General features: G+C 37.6%; 22 protein-coding genes. 8 read left to right on the top strand and 14 right to left on the bottom strand.

Features of this window, described 5'->3' with window-relative positions:
* Nucleotides 1–31: 31 nt before the first annotated feature.
* From P20480_RS12305 to P20480_RS12340, 8 genes are all read right to left on the bottom strand, one after another.
* Nucleotides 32–3,154, bottom strand: a complete 3,123-nt coding sequence (locus P20480_RS12305; protein WP_008128355.1) for a type III restriction-modification system endonuclease — start codon at nt 3,152–3,154, stop codon at nt 32–34.
* A complete protein-coding gene (locus tag P20480_RS12310; protein ID WP_033025231.1) occupies nt 3,144–3,845 on the bottom strand; it encodes a DUF4276 family protein in 702 nt (233 codons plus the stop codon). The genes P20480_RS12305 and P20480_RS12310 overlap by 11 nt, the downstream gene beginning before the upstream one ends.
* Nucleotides 3,838–4,944, bottom strand: coding sequence for an AAA family ATPase (locus P20480_RS12315; protein WP_008128353.1), 1,107 nt, complete (start codon nt 4,942–4,944; stop codon nt 3,838–3,840). The genes P20480_RS12310 and P20480_RS12315 overlap by 8 nt, the downstream gene beginning before the upstream one ends.
* Before the next feature lie 24 nt (nt 4,945–4,968).
* The gene (locus tag P20480_RS12320) at nt 4,969–6,993 is read right to left on the bottom strand and encodes a site-specific DNA-methyltransferase (RefSeq protein WP_008128352.1); all 2,025 of its coding nucleotides are present in this window, start codon (nt 6,991–6,993) and stop codon (nt 4,969–4,971) included.
* A gap of 38 nt (nt 6,994–7,031) precedes the next feature.
* Nucleotides 7,032–7,736 carry a DUF4391 domain-containing protein gene (locus P20480_RS12325; RefSeq protein ID WP_008128351.1) on the bottom strand — a complete coding sequence of 235 codons (705 nt, stop codon included), beginning with the start codon at nt 7,734–7,736 and terminating at the stop codon, nt 7,032–7,034.
* Nucleotides 7,729–11,067, bottom strand: coding sequence for a helicase-related protein (locus P20480_RS12330; RefSeq protein ID WP_008128350.1), 3,339 nt, complete (start codon nt 11,065–11,067; stop codon nt 7,729–7,731). The genes P20480_RS12325 and P20480_RS12330 overlap by 8 nt, the downstream gene beginning before the upstream one ends.
* Nucleotides 11,051–11,245 (bottom strand): methylation-associated defense system helix-turn-helix domain-containing protein MAD1, encoded by a 195-nt coding sequence (mads1, locus tag P20480_RS12335; protein WP_008128349.1) that lies wholly within the window; start codon nt 11,243–11,245, stop codon nt 11,051–11,053. Before mads1 ends, P20480_RS12330 begins: the two co-directional genes overlap by 17 nt.
* Nucleotides 11,246–11,421: 176 nt before the next feature.
* The gene (locus P20480_RS12340; RefSeq protein WP_008128348.1) at nt 11,422–11,601 is read right to left on the bottom strand and encodes an AlpA family transcriptional regulator; all 180 of its coding nucleotides are present in this window, start codon (nt 11,599–11,601) and stop codon (nt 11,422–11,424) included.
* A gap of 124 nt (nt 11,602–11,725) precedes the next feature.
* On the opposite strand from P20480_RS12340, the gene radC reads away from it, so the two are divergent.
* From radC to P20480_RS12360, 4 genes are read left to right on the top strand one after another with little or no spacing between them, the layout of a single operon-like run.
* Nucleotides 11,726–12,199, top strand: a complete 474-nt coding sequence (radC, locus tag P20480_RS12345; protein ID WP_008128347.1) for a RadC family protein — start codon at nt 11,726–11,728, stop codon at nt 12,197–12,199.
* Nucleotides 12,200–12,211: 12 nt separating this feature from the next.
* Nucleotides 12,212–12,631: a DUF2787 domain-containing protein gene (locus P20480_RS12350; RefSeq protein WP_008128346.1), complete on the top strand. Its 420-nt coding sequence runs from the start codon at nt 12,212–12,214 to the stop codon at nt 12,629–12,631.
* Nucleotides 12,632–12,641: 10 nt separating this feature from the next.
* On the top strand, nt 12,642–13,202 hold the full coding sequence (locus P20480_RS12355) for a tyrosine-type recombinase/integrase (protein WP_008128345.1): 561 nt from the start codon (nt 12,642–12,644) through the stop codon (nt 13,200–13,202).
* A 53-nt stretch (nt 13,203–13,255) separates the two neighbouring features.
* On the top strand, nt 13,256–13,495 hold the full coding sequence (locus P20480_RS12360; RefSeq protein WP_008128344.1) for a hypothetical protein: 240 nt from the start codon (nt 13,256–13,258) through the stop codon (nt 13,493–13,495).
* A 190-nt stretch (nt 13,496–13,685) separates the two neighbouring features.
* Here P20480_RS12360 and P20480_RS12365 read toward each other — a convergent pair whose 3' ends face one another.
* Nucleotides 13,686–14,342, bottom strand: coding sequence for an inovirus Gp2 family protein (locus tag P20480_RS12365; protein ID WP_008128343.1), 657 nt, complete (start codon nt 14,340–14,342; stop codon nt 13,686–13,688).
* A 398-nt stretch (nt 14,343–14,740) separates the two neighbouring features.
* On the opposite strand from P20480_RS12365, the gene P20480_RS18975 reads away from it, so the two are divergent.
* The gene (locus P20480_RS18975) at nt 14,741–15,658 is read left to right on the top strand and encodes a hypothetical protein (RefSeq protein WP_008128341.1); all 918 of its coding nucleotides are present in this window, start codon (nt 14,741–14,743) and stop codon (nt 15,656–15,658) included.
* A 6-nt stretch (nt 15,659–15,664) separates the two neighbouring features.
* Here P20480_RS18975 and P20480_RS12370 read toward each other — a convergent pair whose 3' ends face one another.
* Nucleotides 15,665–16,852: a tyrosine-type recombinase/integrase gene (locus P20480_RS12370; RefSeq protein WP_008128339.1), complete on the bottom strand. Its 1,188-nt coding sequence runs from the start codon at nt 16,850–16,852 to the stop codon at nt 15,665–15,667.
* Between the two features lie 311 nt (nt 16,853–17,163).
* Here P20480_RS12370 and P20480_RS12375 point away from each other — a divergent pair, with 311 nt between their 5' ends.
* Both P20480_RS12375 and P20480_RS12380 read left to right on the top strand, forming a co-directional pair.
* The gene (locus P20480_RS12375) at nt 17,164–17,700 is read left to right on the top strand and encodes a YaeQ family protein (protein ID WP_033025232.1); all 537 of its coding nucleotides are present in this window, start codon (nt 17,164–17,166) and stop codon (nt 17,698–17,700) included.
* 22 nt (nt 17,701–17,722) lie between these two features.
* On the top strand, nt 17,723–18,328 hold the full coding sequence (locus P20480_RS12380; protein WP_008128336.1) for a PGAP1-like alpha/beta domain-containing protein: 606 nt from the start codon (nt 17,723–17,725) through the stop codon (nt 18,326–18,328).
* On the opposite strand, the gene P20480_RS12385 is transcribed toward P20480_RS12380, so the two are convergent.
* The gene (locus P20480_RS12385) at nt 18,325–18,534 is read right to left on the bottom strand and encodes a hypothetical protein (protein ID WP_008128335.1); all 210 of its coding nucleotides are present in this window, start codon (nt 18,532–18,534) and stop codon (nt 18,325–18,327) included. The two genes, P20480_RS12380 and P20480_RS12385, sit on opposite strands and share 4 nt — an antisense overlap.
* 326 nt (nt 18,535–18,860) lie before the next feature.
* Here P20480_RS12385 and P20480_RS12390 point away from each other — a divergent pair, with 326 nt between their 5' ends.
* On the top strand, nt 18,861–19,334 hold the full coding sequence (locus P20480_RS12390; protein ID WP_006793845.1) for a Dps family protein: 474 nt from the start codon (nt 18,861–18,863) through the stop codon (nt 19,332–19,334).
* Nucleotides 19,335–19,404: 70 nt separating this feature from the next.
* On the opposite strand, the gene P20480_RS12395 is transcribed toward P20480_RS12390, so the two are convergent.
* The 3 genes from P20480_RS12395 to P20480_RS12405 form a co-directional block, all read right to left on the bottom strand.
* Nucleotides 19,405–21,480 carry a S9 family peptidase gene (locus tag P20480_RS12395; protein ID WP_008128333.1) on the bottom strand — a complete coding sequence of 692 codons (2,076 nt, stop codon included), beginning with the start codon at nt 21,478–21,480 and terminating at the stop codon, nt 19,405–19,407.
* 144 nt (nt 21,481–21,624) lie between these two features.
* Complete coding sequence (locus tag P20480_RS12400) at nt 21,625–22,188, bottom strand: hypothetical protein (RefSeq protein ID WP_008128331.1); 564 nt, start codon at nt 22,186–22,188, stop codon at nt 21,625–21,627.
* 193 nt (nt 22,189–22,381) lie between these two features.
* Nucleotides 22,382–23,038, bottom strand: coding sequence for a cytochrome b/b6 domain-containing protein (locus P20480_RS12405; protein WP_008128329.1), 657 nt, complete (start codon nt 23,036–23,038; stop codon nt 22,382–22,384).
* Nucleotides 23,039–23,130 lie beyond the last annotated feature (92 nt).

Genomic DNA, 23,130 nt, shown 5'->3' with positions numbered 1-23,130 from the left:
GTGCAATAACTATTGTTAACACCACGCGACTTTAATTCTGCCCAGTTACTTTCAACAAATCATCATAACTAGCAACCATATTGAATTTAACTTTTTCAGCTTCATCGTCTGAATCTACTTCTAGCTCTAAACGCTGAAAGAACTTTTTCGCACATTCAATTTTAGCTTCTTCAATTTTTTTAAGTTGCATAGTAGACATTGAGCCTTTGGTTTCAGCAATAAACAGCACATGTTTAACAGCACCATCTTTAAACGCTATTGCCCAGTCAGGGTTGTATCCTTCTGTGCCAAGTGGCGTAGGTATAGTAAAACCTCTTGGTAGTTTGGCATAAACTTCAATTTCGTTGCTGGTGTCCATTTCTTCAATGAATTTTCGTTCAACTTTCGAATCTGTAGATGCAAAATCATAAACGTGTTTTTTAAGGTTATCGACGACTTTACTAAAATCATTTATCACCTGATTCTGGGTAAATATATCGCTGTCGTAAGTCTCATCAATTAAGTCATAAGACAAATGCTGAATGGTAGCCGTTGCTTTTTCTTCATTAATTAAACGTGTTACTTCACTAATAAATTGTTCAGGGTTAACTTTAAATAAGCCAAATTTTTCAGGTGAAATAGCCTGTAAAATTTCACAAATAGTTTTCCGAGTTAACTTAGTATCTTCAGAAATTTCACCTAATAAGTCATAAGGCACTGAAGATTGCACAGTTGTTTTGTGCAATTGTCGATCAGTCTCACGAACTTCAAAGCTGCTCCCTTGTTTTAGTTCATTTTCTGAAAGTTGTTCTTTTTGATCGCCCACCTCGATAGTGTATTGCAAAGGCGTCACGAATAAATTTTGGTTAATTGCATCTACTGAATTTTTAACTAATTCACTTGAATCAAAATTAACTTGATATACTGCTTTACGATTTATTTTACTCCAAAGTTTTTGGAACGATTTTTTATCGAAATTAGCATTTAATACATTCGATTTAGGTTTACGATCATCAGTAATTTCAGGCATCTGTGCTTGGCTAAATACACCGTTAATTAACTCGATAACCTGGTCAGTGAAAGGCGCTAATGACTCGGGGAGTTTACCAAGCTCACCGGCTTTTAATTCTTTATGGTAAAGATCAGTAATTTCATCATTATCGTCAGTGTAATCATTCTTAATTAAGTAACGTTCAATAGCTTTTGCCATTTCGTCATTAATTACTAGATCACCATCGTCAGTTTTAATAATCTTATTAACGAAATAAGATTTGTCTGCTTTCTTAGGTCGAGCTGATAGCGATTCGGCAATATCGCTTTGTAAACCTTTTACAAAGTCACCAAAACTTTCGTTGGCCACCACAGTTAAGATATTGGTTTCATGAACCGTTGCAGGGTGATCTTGTCTTTCACCATTCTGATTAACCGCAATACGTAAACCACGGCCGACTTCTTGGCGGCGGGATACCACATTGTCATAGTCTGCATGTTTAAGCATACATATCACAAAAACATTCGGATTATCCCAACCTTCACGCAATGCTGAATGAGAGAAGATAAAACGCTTAGGTTCACTAAAACTTAATAGTTGTTCTTTATTTTTCAGAATAAGATCGTAAGCGGCAGTCGCCCCTTCATCATTCGCTAAACCTCGCTCTTCACCACGAGTTTTAACTTTGGGGTCTACTTGCTTTCGGTTTTTATCAATCGCGAAGTAGCCTTCATGAGTATTGTTACTACTAATGTTAGCGAGGTATTTTTTATATGGGTCAGTTTCAGGTAACTCAGATAAAAATTCTAATTTTAGAATTTCATATTCTTCTTCAAACGCTCTAGCGTATTCACCTTTTTCATCTTCCTGGCTGTAGTCACGATATTTAACGACTGAGTCGATAAAAAATAGTGATAACACCTTAATACCTTTTGCAAATAACCGGCGCTCTTTATCTAAATGCGTTTTAATAGTGTCTCGTATTTGAATCCGGCGCATAGCCTCTTCAGTAATATCATTTGACGCGACACCAACCTGAATACTTTTACCATTTAAAAAATCAATGGTATCCGTAACCGGATTTATGTCAGAAACGACAAAACCATCATATTCGGCAAGGCCATTAGATAAATCAATAAGGCGATCACCTTTATGTACTTTGATGATATTGCGCACAATGTTGCCAGATTTTAATTTTTGCTCAATCTCTAAACGCGCTACTGGGGCTTTCTTAGATATTTCTATTTGTTCAAGGTAAAGGTAAGCATTTGTGCCAGCTAAACCATTGGTTTTAATGCCACGCACAGATATACGCTTTACCAACTTTTGATTATAGGCATCTAATGCGTCAAGGCGGTGAATCTTGTTATGAACTGTTTTATGAGTCGCTGAATAGCGAAGGATAAATAATGGATTAAAACGCGGCAAAGACTCTTGTGTGGCCTTACCTTCCATTTTTTGTGGTTCATCCAAAATTAATATCGGTCTGTTAGCGCTGATAACATCTATTGGCCTACGGCTTTGAAAATCATCTAACTCTTCATAAATACGACGGTTATCAGCGCCAGTGGCATTAAACGCTTGAATGTTAATGATCATCACGTTAATGCCAGAGTCAGACGAAAAGCTTTCTATCTTGTGTAAATCTTTAGAGTTGTAAGTGAAAAACCGAATCTTCTTATGGTAAATTTGGTTAAAGTGCTCAGCCGTTACTTCTAGTGATTTATGCGCACCTTCGCGTATTGCAATAGTAGGTACAGTGATAATAAATTTTGACCAGCCATATTGTTTATTTAGCTCAAAAATAGTTTTGATGTAACAGTAGGTTTTACCTGTTCCTGTTTCCATTTCGATATCTAAATTAATGTCTGCACCAGGTTTGTAAGCGCCTTTTAACTTTGCCCCTTTATCATCGGTAAAATATTTTAACCCATTAGACAACGGCAAGTTCTGTGCTTTTTGTACGTCATGAATATTTTCTAATAATTGGTCTTCCGACAACTGAATTGCCGCGTTTTTAAAACCCTCCTCATCAAAGTTCACACTTTGAGTGCGGCCTTTTTTAACTACACCAGGATCAATGCGATATTGAATGCCTTTAGAGTTAGGTTGACCATTGAAGCAGTCAATGACCGATTGTACTGACTTTTGCTGATATTCAAGGGGTTTGAAATTAAGCTTCATTTTCGTCTCCTGCCACAGCTTCCATCATAGCTTCTATTTTGTTCAACCATTCATTAAAAAGTGGGCAACGGGCACGCATTTTATCTATGCCTATTTGTTCGGCAATGGTGATACCTTCGGTTGTTTTTTTGAATTTACCATTAGGCTTTAAGTTATTTAAACGTTTTGATGGAGCTGTTTCTCGGCTATTATTAATTTTCTCTGGCTCACCGCATGCTTCAACAATGGCATTAACATCTTCAACATTTACCTTAAGCGCATTCGCTAAAATAGCTTCATCACTGAACAATAAGGTTTCAAACTCATGCATCGCCATATAAGGAATAAATCTTTTATCAATATCGATATTGGTATGATTTTGTTTTATCTTTTCTACTGCGCCATCATTTAACAGCGCTGCTATTTCTATATGGTTTTGATTAGTAATAGTCTCTAAATTAGGCCACTCTTTTAGGCCATAGTAATCAAAAAACTGTGTTACGTAGATATCAGCTCTTTGCTTTAAAAAGCGGCCAATGTCTCTTTCAGCACGGCTAAATTTCACATCGCCACCTTTTTGACCTGGCTTTGATATTTGCGTCGCCGTCATAAAAATGTTTTTTGCTGCTAAATAGGGTTTGAGAATACGCTCAATAAATATTTGCTCTGTTCTACCTTCAACTATTGCGACAACTTCCATGTAATCACTCATTCACAGGCCCCCCTGCAATAATATTTTTATTCCAAAGTTCACCAACAGAATAATCTTCAAGCCAGTCTTCATAATCCTTTTCATCTAATCGGGTGAATGTTGTTGCACTGTCTTTTCTGTTAGCAACAATGATATCTTCAATAGAAAAGTAATTAATTAATTCTGGTGACTGAGTTGCTATAACTACTTGAGTGCGTTCAGACGCTGCTTTAATGAGCTCAGCTAAAATAGCAATCGCCGCAGGATGTAAACCGAGCTCTGGCTCATCAATAATAATGGTCGAGGGCGGGTTCGGCTGTAGCAATGCTGTGGCTAAACAAATAAAACGAATAGAGCCATCTGATAAGTGATAGGGCTGCATTGGGTAGTCAGAGCCTTTTTGAGTCCAGCTCAAATTAACTTCTTCTTTTTCACCTCTTTTACGAGGTTCCAATTGGAAATCGTCAAAAAATGGTGTAACTAATTTGATCGCATTAACAATTTCTTGATATTCACTTTTATGATCATCCCTCAATTTCAATAAAAAAGCGCCAATATTTGAGGCATCCCAACGTAGTACTTTATTGTCTTGAACAATTTCGTAACCACGCATAGGCGCTGAAGCACTGGTGTCATGAAGGTGATATATCTTCCAAGAGGTAATCGCATCATAAACAGGTCGAGAATACTGTGCGTCAGAGGTATTATTTTTAACCTCTGCTACCATTTTAGATTCACCTACTGAACTATCTCCTAAATTCCACCAACCACTTTTGCTACCGCTGTAATAACGTGCTTCATCTTCTATAGCTACATCATTACTGGGTGTTGCAACTAAATTAAAGCGAAAACCACGCGTACCAAAACGGGTTGAAAACTCAATTTTTTTAGTCTTCTTCGGGCCACCAAATAATTGATCAACCGCACCGCCACTATCACGGATAAAACGATTTAAATTACCATCGATCAAGGCGTTTAATAATTTAAAAAAAGCGATAAAATTACTTTTGCCGGCACCGTTAGCACCAACAATAATATTCAGCGCTTTAAGCTCGAATTCTTCAAGTGACTCTATCGATTTAAAACCCTTAATGGTTACTTTGTCCAATGAGCTACTCATTTTTCTCCTCCCATAAAAGCCACCTTAAATTGATTTAACATCGGTCATTGGTGATATTTGTTTAAATATCTGCTCAACGTTAATTTTTACTGAATCATTAGCAAAACCATCATCTCTAAAGACCACGCGCAGTGGCAGCTTTTCTGCAAGAGCTTTGATAAGTTCATTTGAGATGTCCTTACCAAAACAAGCGATTAAATCAGCACCTTCGCCATCTTCATCGGCATTAACAAAAAACACATCTTTTGACGAAAGTTGCTGTTTTGAAATAGGTAGCGTTAATCCAACGCCCCAGTCTAATAACACTTGAAATAATAAGTCCTCGTCAGTGCGATCTTCTTTAATGTTTTCAACTTGAGCAAACATATCTTCTTGGTTAACTTGATCTGGTCGGTAAAAAATATCAGTCATGTTTGTACTATCGATTTTGAGTACCCTAAAACCTAAATCAGTATTGGCAGCTGTATTTAGCTTTTCTATGTTGATTCTTAGCCTCTGCTTTGATAACTCGGCTACATTCGCAGGCAGGAGATTTTTATTACAAAACGCTATAGATTCTTTATGATCTTTGTTTTTCGTATTAAAAGGTTCTGGATATTGAACAAGAATGAATTTTCTATTACTACCATCATCGATATTTGACTCCCAAACTGCATGAGCGGTGCTGCCCGAACCGGCAAAGAAATCTAAAATAATATCTTCGTTATTGGTTGCCATCTTGATTATTCTTTTCAAAAGTTTTAGAGGTTTTTTTCCATTTTTAAAAGACACGCCTCCTTCAGCATCTAATCCAGTGGTCTTAATATCATACCAAAAGTCCCCTGGATGAATTGTAAGATTGTCATCAGCAAAAAGCATTTGTAATCTAGGTTTGGAGGAGTCTTCTGAGTATGAACCTCGAACAAAATAAATTTTGCCTGTAGAAGAGGTAACAAAGAAGTTTACTTGATTAGTTCTAACTCTCTTTTCATTGGCGAGCTTTAAAACTGTAGACGAAGTGGCGCATTGACAAATTCGCCATGAGTTTTCAAAAAGCCAGCTTTCTTTTTTGTCTTTGGGTATTTCTAATTCTTTTATTTTCTCGGCGACAGACTTAAATTCTAATCGTTCGGCAATTTTATCTAATTTCGTAATATCTGCTTCAGCTTCTTTATCTGACTCATCTCTAATTTCCTGACGGTCTTCTTTCGTTAACCCTTCAAGATATATGTTGTACTCAGTATCCCATTTATCTTTTGGAATGTTTTCTAACCTAAGATCCCTAATTGGTTTTTTGGAGCAAATAACTACATACTCTTTCAGTTTAGCAATTGAGCCTGTTTTTATAACGCTGCCCATTTTAAGTCCACTGGACTCACTCATCTTAACGCAAATGATTTTTCTATTTTCCCAACCAAAGAGCTCATCTACTACTGATAGCAAATTAGAAAGTTCATTATCATCAATCGAAATGGCTAAAAGGCCATCATTTGAAAGAATATTTTTAGCCTTTATCAAGCGTGGGTAAATCATATTTAACCACTTTGTATGAAACCTTCCGTTCCCCTGAAGGTTACTTGTTAATCTATTACCTTCTTCGTCAACTTGTAAGTCATTTTTCAAAAACACATCTGTAGATATGGAGAAATCATCATTATAAAGTAAATCACCACCAGTGTTATATGGAGGATCAATGTAAATCAGCTTAACCTGACCAAGGTATGACTCTTCGATTAACTTCAGTGCAGATAGGTTATTTCCTTCGATGAAAAGGTTTTCAGTACAGTCAAAATTTACGCTCTCATTTTCAATTGGTCTTAATGTTTTATTAATTTTGGAGTTTGCTTTTAATAACGACTTGCGTTTACCAGGCCAATTAAGGTGATAACGCTCTTGTGGCCCTTCAACAATTGAATCGGACAACTCTTGTTTTAACTGGTCAAAATCTATGGCCAACTTAACATTACCGCTATCATCACTACTTTCTGTCACGCAGTTAGGAAACAGCGCCTTGATTTTGCTGATGTTGCTTTGTGATAAGTCAGGCGAATGCATTTTTAACTTGTCCATGGTGATTCCTTGTAAATTCTTTAAATCGTTAATTCTTGCTAAACAGAAAGTGTGAGTTGCTTTAACTCTTGTTTAATTTGTTTTAACTCAGCATTAATTTTTACTTTGTTTTTAAATTGCTTCTCGTTGCTGAGTTTCTTAGTTATTTGTTGCTGCTGCTTGTTAAGCAACTTAATGGCGTCTATTCGCTTTATGAGTTCTGGAAATGTTTCATGCTCTTTTAACGGATAAGGTAGCAATGACGCTAATAATTGCTCGTAAAGCGCTTTAATGTTTAGCGTTAATGGTAAATGTTGACGATCGTCTATGTTATCTGGTTCTTGGCTGTTACTAATACTTAAGCGCTTCTGCCAACGTGAACAGTAATATTCTGATAATGTAACACCACCATTAATACCAACCTCCTTGAAACAAGCGGTTGTTCTCATATTTTGGTTGTGATCTGTTACTTCAAAAATAATTGGGTGCAATATAGCTTTGTCTATTGTTTGTAATACTTCATCACTTAACTCATCACCTTTGAGCACAATACTAAATATTTGAATTTCTTTTATTTGCTCATGGGCTTCGATGTTAAGAGTTTGCACAGAGAGTTTATTTGCCCAGGTAATTTGCTCTACTTGAGTGACAAATAGTTCTCTAATGGCCGAGTTTACCTTGCCTTGCTCATAAAGCTTACTTTTAGGTAATGTGCGATTGACCTCAGTAGTTTTAGGGTACTTATAGAAAATAGCGCTAGGCATCTGTGCAGCCTTTTTTCACAGTGCTTGCTTGAGTATGGTCTTGTACAACTAAGAAGTTTATCAGCTCGAAATCATCAAGCCCTTGTATAGTGTTGATAAGCGCCGTTGTTTCGCCACCACTGAATAAACTGTCGATGTCTTGCTCTTCTTTAACTTCAATTATTGAACGTATAGTGTCAGATAACAGTTCTGAATACTTGTTCATCTCTTTACCGTCGTTAGTAAGTTCATTAAATAGGTTGCACACCCCGGCCACTGGTTCACTCACTCCCTTGCAAGATGAACGCACTAAATCTAATAATCTTTTTACTTCAGCATGATTGGCGATGACTTCGCCGGTATCACTAACATAAACTAAGTAATAAGGGTGTAAGCGATTCTTTTGATCGATATTGACACTGTCATTTACATTCCTGAGCGTGAATATGACACCTGGTTTTAAACCTAATGCTTGGTTACTGGGTATAACGGCATGCATGCCGTTAGGGATAGCATTAAGCTCACCTTGTTCTTTTACACTGAGCCCTTTGAAATAGTTAAGTAAATCCATTCTGAATTCATTTAAACCAAGATCTGTGATTGATATACCTGTTTTAACATCTTCAAGTTCAATGACTTCTTCTTGTAAGCGCTTAAGCTGATCTTTACGGTAACTTACATCGTTGGCTTTAGCGCTGAGTACGTTGTCATCACCCGTTGCGGTAACGTCAACAATGGTCATGCGGCTTTCTACTCGCTCTTTGAGGTTAATATATTCATCAAGAGAAATGTCTGGCCAGTAATTCGCTAACTGTATTGATTCATTCGGAGATCCGATACGGTCTACACGGCCAAAGCGCTGTATAATTCGCACTGGGTTCCAATGTATATCGTAATTAATAAGGTAATCACAATCTTGCAGGTTTTGACCCTCTGAAATACAGTCGGTAGCAATTAACAGGTCAATTTCTGCAGGCTCTTCAGGTAATACTAAATGTTTTTCTTTTGAACGCGGTGAAAAGAGCGTTAAGCATTCTTGAATGTCGTAGCCTTTTTTACGTGATTTTATCGTAGTTTTAGGGTTACCTTGCCCAGTTACTCTTGCTGTATGAAGCTGCTTAGCTTGAAATAATTCAACCGCTAAGTTGTTATATAAGTACTCAGCGGTGTCGGCAAAGGCTGTAAAGATAATAATCTTTTTATTATTTGGGTTTATTGGGTTTTCTATTTTATCTAACACGTGCTGTTTTAGATGCTGAAGCTTAGCGTCGTACTCTGGAGTAATAGCTTTCATTTCATTTAATAAGGCACCTATAATTTCTATATCGCCATTTAAGTCTTGTTGCCAAGATGGGAGGTCCATATCCATTAGTTTTATTTTGATCTTGTTGCCAATTTCCATTTCTTGAAATGACAACATTTCATCATCCTCAGCATCAATTGCCGCCATGGCACCTGCAAAGTCATCAATTTCAGTGACACCATCGTTATCATAAAAGGCTTGAATAGCTGCTAAGGTATTGGCGTGATTGTCATATAAACTTTGTAATGTGAGCCTAAATGCTTCAACTGAACTTTCTAAACGCTTAAGTAAATTGGTCGTCATTAATGCAACTAGGCTTTTCTCTCTATCTACTTGACGTAACTTACCTTTACCCCCATCTACTTCTGTATCGTATTGCTCTTCATACTTTTTTAGCCTACTAGGTAGGATGTAACTAACCGGTGCATAAACAGATAACTTAAGTAATTTAAGCTGAGTGAATATTTCGTTCAATGAAATGACGTCAGCTTTATGAGTCAACGGGCAATGAAACGATAATGGTTTTCTTCTGGTGGGAAACTTACCAATATCAGTAGTATCGTAAAATGTTTGTATATGCTTACGAGAGCGAGCAATGGTTACAGCATCTAATAATTCAAAAAAATCAAATTCAAGACTACTTAATATAGCAGATGGAGTTCTTTCTTCTGGCTCTAGCTTTGCCCATTCATTAAATGCTCGTTGAGCATTTTTAAAAATAGTATCAATCGATTTGGTTGTTCTTAGCTTATCTGTTAACTCTTTTTGATTACCTTCATAAGCTAGCGCTAACTGGTTTTTTAAATCCGTAAATTTATTATTAACGGGCGTAGCCGATAACATTAATACTTTAGTTTTTTTACCATCTCGCACGACTTTTCGCATCAGCTTTTGATAACGTGTTTCGCGGTCTTTTACAGGGTTATCATTTCTAAAGTTATGCGATTCATCAATGACAACTAAGTCATAGTTACCCCAATTAACTCTATTTAAAGGTGTTCCAAAAGACTCCCCGCTAGTTCTATCAATATCGGTATGGCACAAAACATCATAGTGAAATCTGTCTTTTGCAAAGATGTTAGTATTTAAATTTCGATTATAATTAAGCCAGTTATCTGCTAATTTTTTTGGGCATAATACTAAGACGTCTTTGTTCCTTAACTCGTAATATTTAATAACAGCTAAGGCTGTAAAAGTTTTACCTAAACCGACCGAGTCAGCTAAGATACAACCGTTATATTGCTCTAGTTTATTGATAAGCCCAGTTGAAGCATCTTTTTGATAGTTAAATAGTTTATTCCAAACAAGCGTATCTAAATGGCCTACACGCTCGTTAGGTAAGTTATCCTCGTTCAAGTCATCTAAAAACTCATGAAAAAGATTATATAGCATCAAGAAATAAACTCGTTCTGGGGCATTTTCTTGATAAATTGATTCGATATGCTCAGTAATTGAATCTGTTACTTCTTTTACTTTATCCGTGTCTTGCCAAATTTGCTCAAAAAGCTGAACGTATTGATTCGACATTATGTTGTCATCAATTTTATGAACAAAATTAGATACCGCATTTCCTTTTTGATAACCAAGATCAACAGCAGTAAAGCCATTTATAGGCATGTAGGCCGAGGGCTTACTTCCATCAACGACACTAAACTGCTGCATTGGTGCAGCAGTTATGTTTGATTTGAACGTGGCTTTTTTTCGTATCCAATTTGCACATTCTTTAGCTATGGCTTTTTGGTTTAATTTATTTCGCAGTTGGATTTCAAACTCTGTCCCATAGAGGCTCGACTCGGTCTGATTACTCTTATCTTGAGGAATAAAAAATTCACGACGCTCTTTTCGAACTTTATCGGTAACAGAGCTAGGAACAAAAGCTGGTGACGTGAATATAAATTCTAGTTCATCAATATTCGCTAACTCATCTTTTAAAGCTTCATAGGCATAGATAGAAAAGCAAGACGCGGCAATTCTAAGCTTGTCGCCTGATTGAATTGTTTCTTTTAGATCGTCACCAAGCAAATTATTTATATTATCTATTATCTTCATTCACTTTCCTTGTTTTTTTTTGCTCTATCCATTGCTCTATATCTTCACGTTTAAAACGCCATGAACCACCGACTTTAAAGCCTGGCAGTTTACCTTTACCCGCTAAGCGATAAGCTGTTTTTTCATTGAGCTTTAGGTATTCTGCAAGCTCTTGGATTGTTAGTATTTCGTCACTCATTGATTTTTCTCTAATTGTGAACAAAATCAGCATATGAGAAAATTGCGGAATGGTCAATTTAATGCTGAAAACGCTTTTATTATAGCTTTTGGCTACTGCGGCATAGAAGCTCGGGTATTAAACCCGAGCTTTGAGTTATTTTTTGTATAGAAGTTAAAAAGCAGTTGTGAGTTTAGTTACCCCCTTTCCCCTAATCTATCCATTATCCAATCATCAACTTCAGACTCTAACCAAGCTACCGACTTAGCACCAAGCGATACTTGCTTTGGAAATGTGCCTTCAGAAATAAACTTATAAATACTTGAATGGCCAAGTGATGTTTTTTGAATAACTTCTTTTAATTTGATTAAACGCATGGAGTTTCTCCGGTTGGTTATTAGTACATAACCTTTCCGGGGTCAGTATTTTTTTATGCTCTTCAAACAAAAACTTACACATATACATCACTAACTTGCATGAACCACTTAAGAGGAATTTACAATGCAAGGTCAACAGTCGTTATATGAATTTAAACACCCCGTAAATGATGAGCAAATACTTGAAGCAGCTGCATACATAATCGCTCAAAAGCAGTTTAGAGATGGCGTTTTAAATAGCCCTAATGATTGCGAAGAGTACTTAAAACATAAACTCGCGATACATGAACACGAAGTATTTGCCGTACTGTTTTTAGATAGTCAGAACCGTATACTGGAGTTTAAAGAGCTATTTAGAGGCACTATTAACGCTGCCAGCGTTTACCCTAGGGAAGTTGTTAAAGAGGTGCTGGAGCTTAATGCTGCATCCGTTATATTGGCGCATAACCACCCTTCGGGCGTTACTACGCCCTCTCAAGCAGACAAGCTTATTACTACCAAATTACAGCAGGCACTTAATCTAATTGATGTATCTGTGCTTGATCACATCATTATTGGCGAAAGCACGTATTCATTTGCTGAGCATGGCTTAATTTAAAAGGAGTTAGATATGGCGTTACAAATAGAGCAAGTACCAGGCTTAAAAGTGCCTGACTCTTTTATTGATGTGATTGTAAGTGCAGTTATTGAGAGAGGTGATTCTGTAGGTGGGACAAAGGCGGTTACTCTAAACTTTAGAGATCCAGATTACAGTCCTGAAGCTGGAGGCTTTCACCCTGTAGAGGTTAGGTTAGAAAAGCAGGCCACCAGCTGGCAGCTTGTTTATATTACTGACTTTTCGTATCAGGGCCGTCATACCCCTGAACTGATAAAAGAAATTGATGTGTGCTTTAGTATTAAGCAGGTTTATCACTTTTTAGCAGGTTGGTTGAATACTAGGGAAGGTGAAGAGCTGTTAGCTTTGTTTATTTCAAACTTTGTTGAATACTACGACACTGGTTGTTATCAGGTAACAATTACGACTGAGTAAGGAGTTGGTAATGGCTGAAGTACAAGCGGTTAAAGATCTTGATACAGTAAGACTTGTTAGTTATTTGCTAGAAAAGCGTTGCTCAAGGCAAATGAGCCAAATATGGAACATTGGCTTAAACCTCGCGCTTAGAATATCTGACTTACTTGCAGTGAAGTTCACTGACATAAATAACGATAGGTTAATTATTTATGAGTCAAAGACCTCGAAACTAGCTGAAATAAAGCTAAATGATAAGGCGCTTACCTTAATCAACGAAATTAAGCTTACTCATCCACAGCACATCTACTTATTTCAATCATATCGAAATCAACAAGCGATCAATTCAAAACCTAAACCGCTATCACGTAGAGCGGTTACAAAAGCATTTGCGCTCGTTGGTGAAGAACTAAATATTCATTTAGGTACTCACTCAATGCGTAAAACACGCGGTTATCACTTGTATCAGAAAACCCACGACATCGCCCGAGTAATGAAAATGCTTCGCCATAGCTCCGAAGCAACAACACTTCGTTATATAGGCATAACACAGGAGGAAATAGACAAAGACTTTGAAGAACTAGAGCTATAACTCTTAACAGCGTCATTCTGGCGCTTGTTTTACTTAACTAAAAGGAAGGCACTATGTCTTTAAATAAGGCCGTTTCGTGCGGCTTGGTTGGTAATGAGCTATCTAAACAGATAACTGGCAGTAATGACTCTAGCGTAAGCAGAACAGCTGTGGCTATAGGCTCCGGTGCAGCCGCTGGAGCGCTTACATCTGGTGCTATAGTAATTGGTGCAGGTGTCGCTTCTTCGCCTGTTACAATCCCTTTGGCGGTAGCTGGTGGAGTAATTGCTGGCATTGCTAGTTTGTTTGATTAGTTAAATACGAGTGCTCAATATGAGCACTCTTTTATAGTGCAATAACACCGTTTATTTTTTAGGTTCTCATAATGGTATTATGGGAACTTGCCACCCCTCATATACTAAGGGCTTAAGCTTATTTAAGTAGTTTAAAGTCTCAAAAACTGGTTTTAACGAGTTATGAGAAGCACAGGTCTTAATTAGAGTATCACCGCTGACTATAACCAAAGCACCGCTGCCCTGACCCATATTGTTTAGTTTTAAGCTTGGCGAAGTAACTTACTCGACAATAAAGAGCGTGGAAGTTTTGAGCGAAATTAGGGTTGTTAACGTCAAGGTAATAGTGTGCATTATCAGGCAAATGAACTAATTCCATCGTTTCATTCAACATTAAGGTCAACGCACTTGCCCAGGCCTTAGCTATTCGAGTAAACAAGTTATCACTTTCTATATTTATTTTACCCGTACAGTGGTACCGGTCCTTATTGAAAAACAGCACAAAATGATAATGCTGTTGGTGAGCTTTGTTTTTCTCTCTAGTCCAAATATATCTAATATTGCATGGATGCGGGGTTTTACCATCACGAGCTTTACGTTTTGTATCTGCTTTAATCTTCGCCTCAAGGGAGGCAATAAATCGTGTAATAACTTTATTGCTATCTAAATCAATTGTATTTGAATAATTAGGTAGCCTTAAGTCAATTCTGACTGCAAACGTTCTCTTATGCACAGAACATGCAGCATGCATTACTTTCTCAATAGCATCTAAATAGGGAATAACTAAAAGCTGGTTATCACTACCGAGTGTTTGATATTGCTTGTAGGTAGGGTTAGAGGTTACTGGGTATTGTGTTGGATTATTCATTCTCTTTATCCTGATTAATATTGGTTCATATCAGGTGTCTTAGCAGTAGTTTTTTAATTGGTATTTGTTGTGATAATAGCTTCGTTACTAGTAACTCTAATAAATATTACCAAACCGAGAATTGGCGATAATAAAACCAGCTCAGTTTGTGGAGATTAACTTCATTAACGCATTACTAAGCAACTGCTTTACAAATTTAAAGTTACTCTGAAGTTATAATTTAACCAAAACCACCTATAACCTATATAAAACAATTAATACAAGCCATTAAAACTACTTAAGCAAACTTTAAAACCACTATAAAACCACTATAAAACCACTATAAAACTACTACAAACCCACCAAATGACATACAATCAACGCTACTTTAAATACTACTTAGTAATAGTGATTTGACCATGGAAAAAATCAATGGTGTGAGCCAAGTGGAAGAAAAAGACAACCGTATAATAGAATCCTGTTTTCGGGTACTCCTATCCAAAAACGCTCAAATTAATGCAAGCTTTGAAAGTCCCGAAGAAGGTGCAAGAGTTATTAACGAATTTATTGCATCAAGAGAGATAGAACAAAAAGAAAAAGACAAAATGGCTTTATTTCTAATTGATGAAGCTAAACAGAGCTTATTGCCTTTAGATGAATTTAGTTGGATTAAAGATGATGAGCGTGCATGTTACTTTGTCTGGGCTTCTATCTATTTATGTTACTATTACTCGGCCCCAAATCATCCAACTTTCGTACCACCAGGACAACTCTACACACACGCCCTGTATTACAATCAACTAAGTTTAAAAAACAATCCGTCAGATACCATGGAAAGGTTTGATGAAGTTGTAAAATACTTCGACCGAATCTCGCAACCTAGCAAATGGAAATTAGATTTAATAGCGCACCTAAAAGGTATTTGGGGTCATATTTTTAGTAGCCGTAAACCTTTTTCTTGGTTAGAAAAAAATAACGACGAACAATGTCGTTGGGCATGGGAATATATGAGAAAAACCGATGGTTATAGTAGTTCCAAACCTATGACTTACCAGTTTACACCTACAAGTACTGCGGAAATATATTTAGCTATATATGCTGTATATGATACTTGGGGGGTAGCACCTGATGCTAAAAGGCTTTTTTCAAACGACTTTAATAAAGCATGGCAACAAAAGAAGCTCCGTGATGGACGTCAAGGTAAAAAAGCATGTAGCTTAGTACTGCACAAAGACATTAAGTTAAAATTAGACGAGTTAGCCAAAACTAGAAAAGTAACTCTCAGTCAGCTAGTTGAGCAATTAATTGAGAAAGAACATCGGCTAAAAGACAGCTAGAAAAACTTAGTTGTCTTTAGGTGCTTGCTCAATAAACTCACTCCACCACAACATTATTGGCCTGCGTTGCTCTAAATAGTCAGAACGGTTGTATGCCGCTCTTGTTTCGTTTTCATCTGCATGGGCTAAGCAGGCTTCGACTAAAAGGCTGTCATAACCTTTCTCGTGAAGCGCTGTAGATGCAACGGATCGCAAGCCATGGGCTACCAGCTTATCTTTGTAACCCAAGCTACGTTTAATGGCTGCATTCACCGTATAGGTGCTTGCATGGCTCTTTTCATTACGCTCACTCGGGAATACATATTCATGGTGGCCGCTTAATGGCTTCATTTGCTCAAGTATTGCCAAAGTATCAGGCGTTAAAGGTACTCTATGGGCTCTTCTTCGCTTCATTTCTTCAGCAGGGATAATCCAGACAGCCTCTTCAATATTTATGTCAGCCCACTTAGTGCCTGCAGCTTCCTTTGAGCGAGTCATAGTGTGCAGTTGCCATAAAATTAAAAGCTTTGTTTTGCTCTGAATGGTTTGAGAGTTATTCACAGCCGTTAAAAAATCAGGTAGCTCTTCAGGCCTAATAGTAGCCATGTGTTCTACTGTATTTTTAGTAAATACTTTTATAATTTTTGCTAGTGGATTAGCATTGATAAAACCATGATTGACCGAGTAATCCATGATCTGGTTTAAGCTTTGGCAAATACGCTTAATTGTGGAATGTTTTCCGTCAGTCTCAAGTGGCCTGAGAATTTCAATGGTATCAATCGCTGTAATGCTTTCTAAAGGCGTGTCTTTCAACTTGGGGAAAATATACATCTCAAGCGTTCGCCATTCCCTAGCTGCGTGATGAGGCGTCACAGTAGGCTGTTTGCGTTCAAACCAAAGCTCTGCAGCAGCATAAAATGTATTAGCTAGCTTTCTACTTGCTTCAAGCTTTTTCGCACTTTCGTATTCTTTAGGATCAATACCTTTAGCTAAAAGCTGCATATAGTTTACTGCCACACTTCTGGCTTCAGCAAGAGTAACAGCTGGATAAGCACCTAAAGAAATTTTGGTCACTTTTTTATTAACTGTATATTTAAACCGCCAAGATTTAGTGCCATTCGCCCTAACGCGCAATACTAAACAATTACCATCTGAGAAGCTTTGTTCTTTACCTGTAGCCACTATTGATTTTATCTTGCGATCAGTTAAACGCATATTTCGCATAACCCATATATTCAATTAATAACATGAGTATATAGCAATTTTATAACTGGGGGTACTGGCTGGGGTACTGAGCGGTTCGGATTTAGTAATCACCATGCGGAATGTGGCGGAACAAAATAACGGTAACCCACTGATTTAAATTGAGCAAAACTCTTTCTGCGTATGCTGATGGAAGTTAATGCAAGCGCCCAGGGAACCACTGGATAGCCATTTTTAACTCCTAACGTATATTTAGACGCTATTTTAACTGGCAATTCATTTAATTGCGCTATACTGGCGAAAATATTTTTAGATTAGTTGTTATGGCTCTTAAATCAACCATTATGAAGGCACAATTATCGCTTAGCGATATGGATCGCCATGTTTATCAAGATACAAGTTTAACTCTGGCTCAGCATCCATCGGAAACTGACCAGCGGTTAATGATTCGCCTGCTCGCGTTTGCACTTAACTATTGTGATGGTTTAGAGTTTACCAAAGGGCTAAGTGCTGATGACGAGCCAGAGCTGTGGCACGTAAATTACAGTGAAGAAATAGAGCTTTGGATTGAGCTAGGCTTACCTGACGAAAAGCGCCTTAAAAAAGCCTGCAATAAATCTAAAAAAGTTATCCTTTATACCTACGGTGAAAACAACCAGGCTATATGGTGGCAAAAACACCAACCAAAATTGTACGAATTTAAAAATTTAAGTATTTTTAGTTTAGACTATGCAGCAACACAGGCACTTGCAGACCTAGTTGATCGCAACATACAGCTTACAGTTACCATTCAAGATGGTGAGGTATGGGTTAACACTGATAATACAAATATTGAGATAAAACCACAGCAATTAATGTAATTGCAGTTGCTTTAGGGGTTATATGAAAGTTAAACACGTTATTGTTTTACATGGCTTGTATATGTCTGGCTTTGTTATGCGCCCCCTTTGCTCTAGGTTAGAGAGCTCAGGCGTTAACGTGTTAAACCTTACATACAATACTCTTGACCCAAATCGTGATGCTATTTTTAAACAAATAGATGAGTTTATTGGTAATGAGCCCACAGCCTTAGTATGCCACTCTATGGGTGGGTTAGTAGCTAGAGCTTACTTAGAAGCTAACTCAGACGCGAGCCAATTCGTTACAAAAGTAGTAACGCTTGGTACTCCGCATCAAGGCAGTCACATTGCACAAAAAATGAAACAAAAAGGGTTTGAAGCTTTTTTAAAAAATAGCGTTGAGTTTTTACTCACACAAAATGGTAACTGGCCATTTAAAGCAAAGCTTTATAGTATTGCTGGCGACCTACCAATCGGCTTAATGCCTCTTATTGTAAAGGGTAGCAAGTCAGACGGCACGGTTCTTCTTGATGAAACTAAACTAAAAGGTATGGCAGAACACAAAGTGTTTCACTTAAGCCATACCAGTATGATTTACTCACGTGAAGTGGTCGATTATATTTTAAAGTGTTTAGGCGAAGGCAGTTAATCTTCTGCTGCCTCAGCTATTTTATAACTTAGTATAACAATAACCCCGAGCACCAACGGAATTGGCGCAGCTATATAACCAAACACGTCTGAGTTAGCGATACTTGCACCCGCTAGATGAGCTACTAAACCAAGCACAAATGCCACCAGCGCAATACATACCACAATTAACTCTGCTTTATTTTGTTTGCCTGTTTTTGCATACATGTTCACTCTCCTAATTAATTCAACGCCATTATTATGCGCTTTCAAAAAGAGTGATTTTTGACCTAAATCAAAAAATAAATTAACAAATTTAATAACACCTTCTAAGCTTGTTTGAGATCATATTTTACGCAACAAACCACCTTAAAAAATTGAGGTGAATTTTAATAATTAGACCCCATGTCTGTATAGAGCAAACAAAACTTATGTACCAGTCATTTAATAGGTTTTAACTATTAATTCTATAGATATAAACAATTTTACTAATCTAACTAAAAAAGTAATACTTTACTCAAGTTAACAAACAAACGGTTCTTAAGGAGCAAGTTATGTCACATGTAAATGCAATTGGTTTAAACAGCGCAAAAAGCGACGACATTGTAAAATCACTTAATACTCTACTGAGCAGCTACCAAATACAATATATGAATGCTCGTGGTTTTCACTGGAACATCAAAGGCCGTAACTTTTTTGAATTACACGTTAAGTTTGAAGAAATTTATAACCTGTTACTTTTGAAAGTAGACGAGATTGCAGAGCGTATTTTAACGCTCGATGGCGCGCCGTTACATGCATTTTCAGATTACCTTGAAGTAAGTGAAATAAAAGAAGCAAAAGGCATAAGTGATGGTGTTACTGCCGTAGAAAATATATTAGCGGGCTACAGTACATTAATTAAAAAGCAACGTGAGATTTTAAACCAAGCAGGTGATGCAGGCGATGAAGGTACAGCATCATTAATGGGAGACTACATCTCTGAACAAGAAAAACTAGTTTGGATGCTAAAAGCTTACTTGGATTAAGCTAAACGTTATTCTGATTTTGAAAGCCTCAGCTACCACTGAGGCTTTTTTGTTTATTTAACAAAATGTATCATTCAACCAACGCAATAAAAAATGCCATTTCAAGTGCTTTTTCTTCCAAGCTTTTAAAGCGTCCAGATGCGCCGCCATGACCTGCGTCCATATCGGTTTTAAATACCAATATATTATTATCTGTTTTGTATTCTCGCATTTTAGCAACCCACTTCATGGGCTCCCAGTACTGCACTTGCGAGTCATGTAGGCCGGTAGTGACTAATATATTAGGGTAATTTTGTGCGCTTATATTGTCATAAGGCGAATACGATTCTATTACATTATAAAACTGTGGGTCGTTCGGGTTTCCCCATTCATCGTACTCGTTGGTGGTCAGTGGAATACTCTCGTCCAACATCGTGGTGAGTACATCTAAAAATGGCACATGACACCCTACACCACAATATAACTGTGGAGCTTGATTCAGCACGGCGCCCATAAGCAAGCCACCCGCACTACCGCCTGATGCAAATACTTTGCTGCTATCACAGTATTTTTGTTCAATCAGCGCTTTTGTTACGTCGATAAAATCACTAAAACTATTTTGTTTATGTGTTTTTTTACCTTGCTCATACCAATTGCGGCCTAGCATTTCGGAACCACGCACATGTGCAATGACATAAACAAAACCACGGTCAAGTAAGCTGAGCGACGTGCTAGAGAAGCTCGGATCAATGGTGTAACCATAAGCCCCATACCCATATTGAAACAACGGGTTGGTGCCATCTTTTTTAAAACTATCTTTTCGGTATACAACAGATGCAGGTATTTTGACGCCATCACGCGAAGTAATCATCAGCCGCTCAGACTCATAATCTGAGGCTTTAAAGTCACCTAATACCTTTTGCTGTTTAAGCAATGTTTTTTCACCCGTTATAAGGTCAACATCGTACAAAGAACCTGGAGTGGTTAAGCTTGAGTAATAAATGCGCGCCGTTTTAACATTGGGCTCTGGGTTCATTGCAACAGCAGCGTAATAGCAAGGATCGTCGAACTCAAGCGCCATACGCTTGCCTTCTTTATTTACTACAACAAAACGTGCTTGTCCTTGCTCTCGTTCGCTGAGGACTAAAAAATCATTAAAAAGCTCAACGCCTTCAAGTAATACATGTTCCCTGTGGGCTGTATGCTCTTGCCACTGAGTTTTATCAGCAATGGTCTGCTCGGTTGCAGTCATCAATCTAAAATTCTTAGCTTGCCAGTTGGTGACAATATAAAATGTGTCGCCTAACTTATCGATATCAAACTCATGACCCTCTTCTCTTTGCATAAGTGCACTAAAATTACCCTGCGGGTTATTGGCATCAAGCACCCACGTGTCGTTGGACTCAGTAGATGCCAAATCAATTATAATTAGCGCTTCATCTCGGCTTTTACCCAGTCCCATAAAAAAGCTGCTGTCTTGCTCTTCATACACCAACACATCTTGGCTTTGCGCACTTCCCAGCTCATGCCTAAATACTTGATACCCTAATAAAGTTTGCAGATCTTTTTTAACATAAAAAACGGTTTTATTGTCGTTTGCCCAAACAACTTGCCCTTCTGTATTTTCAAGCTCATCAGTGAGCATTTCGCCTGTTGATAAATTTTTAAAACGAACGTTATAAATACGGCGACCTTCAGTATCTTGTGAATATGCCATAAGCTGCTCATTAGGGCTTAATGCAACTTCCCCAAGGTCAAAAAATTCAAAATCTTGTGCAAGCTCGTTTACATCTAGCAGAAGGGCTTTATTTTCAGCTTTAATACTTGTGCTACGATAGTGACGCGCATATTCATCGTCACCGCGCACTTCAGAGTGATACCAGTATTTGCCATCTTTAACGGGCACGGAATTGTCGTCTTTTACAATACGCGCTTTTAACTCTTCGAATAAGGCATTTTGCAAGGGTTTAATACATGCTAATTGCTCATCGCAATAGTTGTTTTCTGCTTGTAAATGTGCGAGTACTTTTTCATTTTTGCGCTCATCATCACGCATCCAATAGTAATGGTCGGTTCTTTTTTTATTATGTGTGGTTAATGTATGGGGCTGCTTTTCAGCAACAGGGAAATGAGGCAGCAAGCTTAAAGAGTAGTCTGAACTAGGCACAAATAAACCAAATTAAAGAAGTAATAATGCTCGCAGTTTATCATAAAAATAAAAAAGCCCACTCAATAGTTGAGTGGGCTTAAAGGCAACCGATTTATTCCTAAACCTGTAATACCTATGGGAAGAAACATGTAATTAACTAATTTATAATTGCAGCCAAGCCATAGCCCAACTTTTACCTATCCCTGGTTCAAATATTGAATGTGTATCCTTTGCTTTTCGACAAAACTCGTTAAAAGGCCAAGGCCTACATTGATATATGCACCCATCTTTAGGTTGTAACACCTTAGTACCTGCGTTATAGCGTTCGCTATGTTCAGGGTAAACATACTCATACAAAAGTTGAGTGCTCACGTCACGATCGTCGCATTTTGCAATACAATAAAAATCAATATGCGCTTTGCATATACCGCTACTTTGCAATGCAAAGATTTTATTATTCCGATAAGCGACTACTAAACCGTGTTCAGTCATTTTTCCTGCACTAACCAAAGGAATGTGAACATTAATGTATTCTGCTATCAAACGCGGCCAAGCGTGAGGCTCCCCTTGTTCAAATGAAGTAATTTTAAAATCAAACGATAAGCTAATTAGCTCTCCTTGCATGTCATAAAAAGTTACTTTCACCACATCACCAATAAATAATTGAGTGTGATGATTTAAGCAACCAATTGTTGACCATTCCCCGCAGGCCAACGACGTATGCATAAACACGGCTACACCTTAAGAGTGACATAGTTTATTCATTATGAATAAACAAGAAGCACCAATAACAAGTAATACTGCAAACCATTCACTTGCCAAGGAAGTGCTAATTATAAGTACCCACTCCCTAACAATCAAACAAAAGAATGTAACCGAGATTTACAACCAGTAATTAAGGATTATTTTAAAGCTAAATTTATCCAAATAAGTACTGTAAAGGCTCTTGCCCCCAAGTAAACGCGAGTATAAGCAGTAAGCCTGCAAATATAGCCCATGCGAGCCAAGGCGACTTAGTTACGGAGCTTTTTACACCGTTTGATTTTGATGCTTTTTCTCCAGTAATCATTGCTTTTACTAAAGGCTTACCTTTAATCTTGTACACAACAATTGCCGCTATATGCAAGCCTATTGCATACAGCAATATGTCAAAATTGAGGTGATGCAGCCAATTAGCAAAATCGACCGTATCACTCGATACATATTCAACAAGCGGGCCGTCAGTTAAAATACCGTCGCTACTCATCAACCCGGTAATTAATTGCGTTAATATAAGCGTAAAAAAAGCAAGAACCATGTAGCTGCCAGGAGCAGAGTGTCCAATGGTGTCAATCGGGTTTTTAAGCCCCTGTAACACAGCCTTAGGTGAGTGAATCAAGCCACTTAATTTTGCTGTTCTACTACCAACAATCCCCCATACTATTCGCGTAACAATGAGCGCTAAAGTAAAGAACCCAGCAACAAAATGCAGCTCAATCATGCCTTCTTCTACACTAAAATATAAAACAGCAATACTAATGACTAACAGCCAATGAAAACACCGTATAAACCCATCCCATACTTTTATCGTCGTCATTGTGTTTACCCTCTAAAAAACAGTATTATTAAAATGCTAATCAACCTCATAATAAGGTGTCGTTATCTGCCATTCTACAAGCCAGCAAGGTA

It is taken from the genome of Pseudoalteromonas sp. BSi20480 (assembly GCF_000241365.1).
Taxonomy (GTDB): Bacteria; Pseudomonadota; Gammaproteobacteria; order Enterobacterales; family Alteromonadaceae; genus Pseudoalteromonas; species Pseudoalteromonas marina.
The sequence above is the reverse complement of the archived record's forward strand: the minus strand, read 5'-3'. Positions and strand labels throughout refer to the sequence as shown.

Coding starts and splice junctions, on each gene's coding strand:
- P20480_RS12360 (WP_008128344.1), top strand. CDS start 13,256: ATGTCTTTAAATAAGGCCGTTTCGTGCGGCTTGGTTGGTAATGAGCTA.
- P20480_RS12380 (WP_008128336.1), top strand. CDS start 17,723: ATGAAAGTTAAACACGTTATTGTTTTACATGGCTTGTATATGTCTGGC.
- P20480_RS12365 (WP_008128343.1), bottom strand. CDS start 14,342: ATGAATAATCCAACACAATACCCAGTAACCTCTAACCCTACCTACAAG.
- P20480_RS12305 (WP_008128355.1), bottom strand. CDS start 3,154: ATGAAGCTTAATTTCAAACCCCTTGAATATCAGCAAAAGTCAGTACAA.
- radC (WP_008128347.1), top strand. CDS start 11,726: ATGCAAGGTCAACAGTCGTTATATGAATTTAAACACCCCGTAAATGAT.
- P20480_RS12325 (WP_008128351.1), bottom strand. CDS start 7,736: ATGCCTAGCGCTATTTTCTATAAGTACCCTAAAACTACTGAGGTCAAT.
- P20480_RS12340 (WP_008128348.1), bottom strand. CDS start 11,601: ATGCGTTTAATCAAATTAAAAGAAGTTATTCAAAAAACATCACTTGGC.
- P20480_RS12320 (WP_008128352.1), bottom strand. CDS start 6,993: ATGGACAAGTTAAAAATGCATTCGCCTGACTTATCACAAAGCAACATC.
- mads1 (WP_008128349.1), bottom strand. CDS start 11,245: ATGAGTGACGAAATACTAACAATCCAAGAGCTTGCAGAATACCTAAAG.
- P20480_RS12385 (WP_008128335.1), bottom strand. CDS start 18,534: ATGTATGCAAAAACAGGCAAACAAAATAAAGCAGAGTTAATTGTGGTA.
- P20480_RS18975 (WP_008128341.1), top strand. CDS start 14,741: ATGGAAAAAATCAATGGTGTGAGCCAAGTGGAAGAAAAAGACAACCGT.
- P20480_RS12400 (WP_008128331.1), bottom strand. CDS start 22,188: ATGCATACGTCGTTGGCCTGCGGGGAATGGTCAACAATTGGTTGCTTA.
- P20480_RS12310 (WP_033025231.1), bottom strand. CDS start 3,845: ATGAGTGATTACATGGAAGTTGTCGCAATAGTTGAAGGTAGAACAGAG.
- P20480_RS12355 (WP_008128345.1), top strand. CDS start 12,642: ATGGCTGAAGTACAAGCGGTTAAAGATCTTGATACAGTAAGACTTGTT.
- P20480_RS12330 (WP_008128350.1), bottom strand. CDS start 11,067: ATGAAGATAATAGATAATATAAATAATTTGCTTGGTGACGATCTAAAA.
- P20480_RS12370 (WP_008128339.1), bottom strand. CDS start 16,852: ATGCGTTTAACTGATCGCAAGATAAAATCAATAGTGGCTACAGGTAAA.
- P20480_RS12375 (WP_033025232.1), top strand. CDS start 17,164: ATGGCTCTTAAATCAACCATTATGAAGGCACAATTATCGCTTAGCGAT.
- P20480_RS12350 (WP_008128346.1), top strand. CDS start 12,212: ATGGCGTTACAAATAGAGCAAGTACCAGGCTTAAAAGTGCCTGACTCT.
- P20480_RS12390 (WP_006793845.1), top strand. CDS start 18,861: ATGTCACATGTAAATGCAATTGGTTTAAACAGCGCAAAAAGCGACGAC.
- P20480_RS12405 (WP_008128329.1), bottom strand. CDS start 23,038: ATGACGACGATAAAAGTATGGGATGGGTTTATACGGTGTTTTCATTGG.
- P20480_RS12315 (WP_008128353.1), bottom strand. CDS start 4,944: ATGAGTAGCTCATTGGACAAAGTAACCATTAAGGGTTTTAAATCGATA.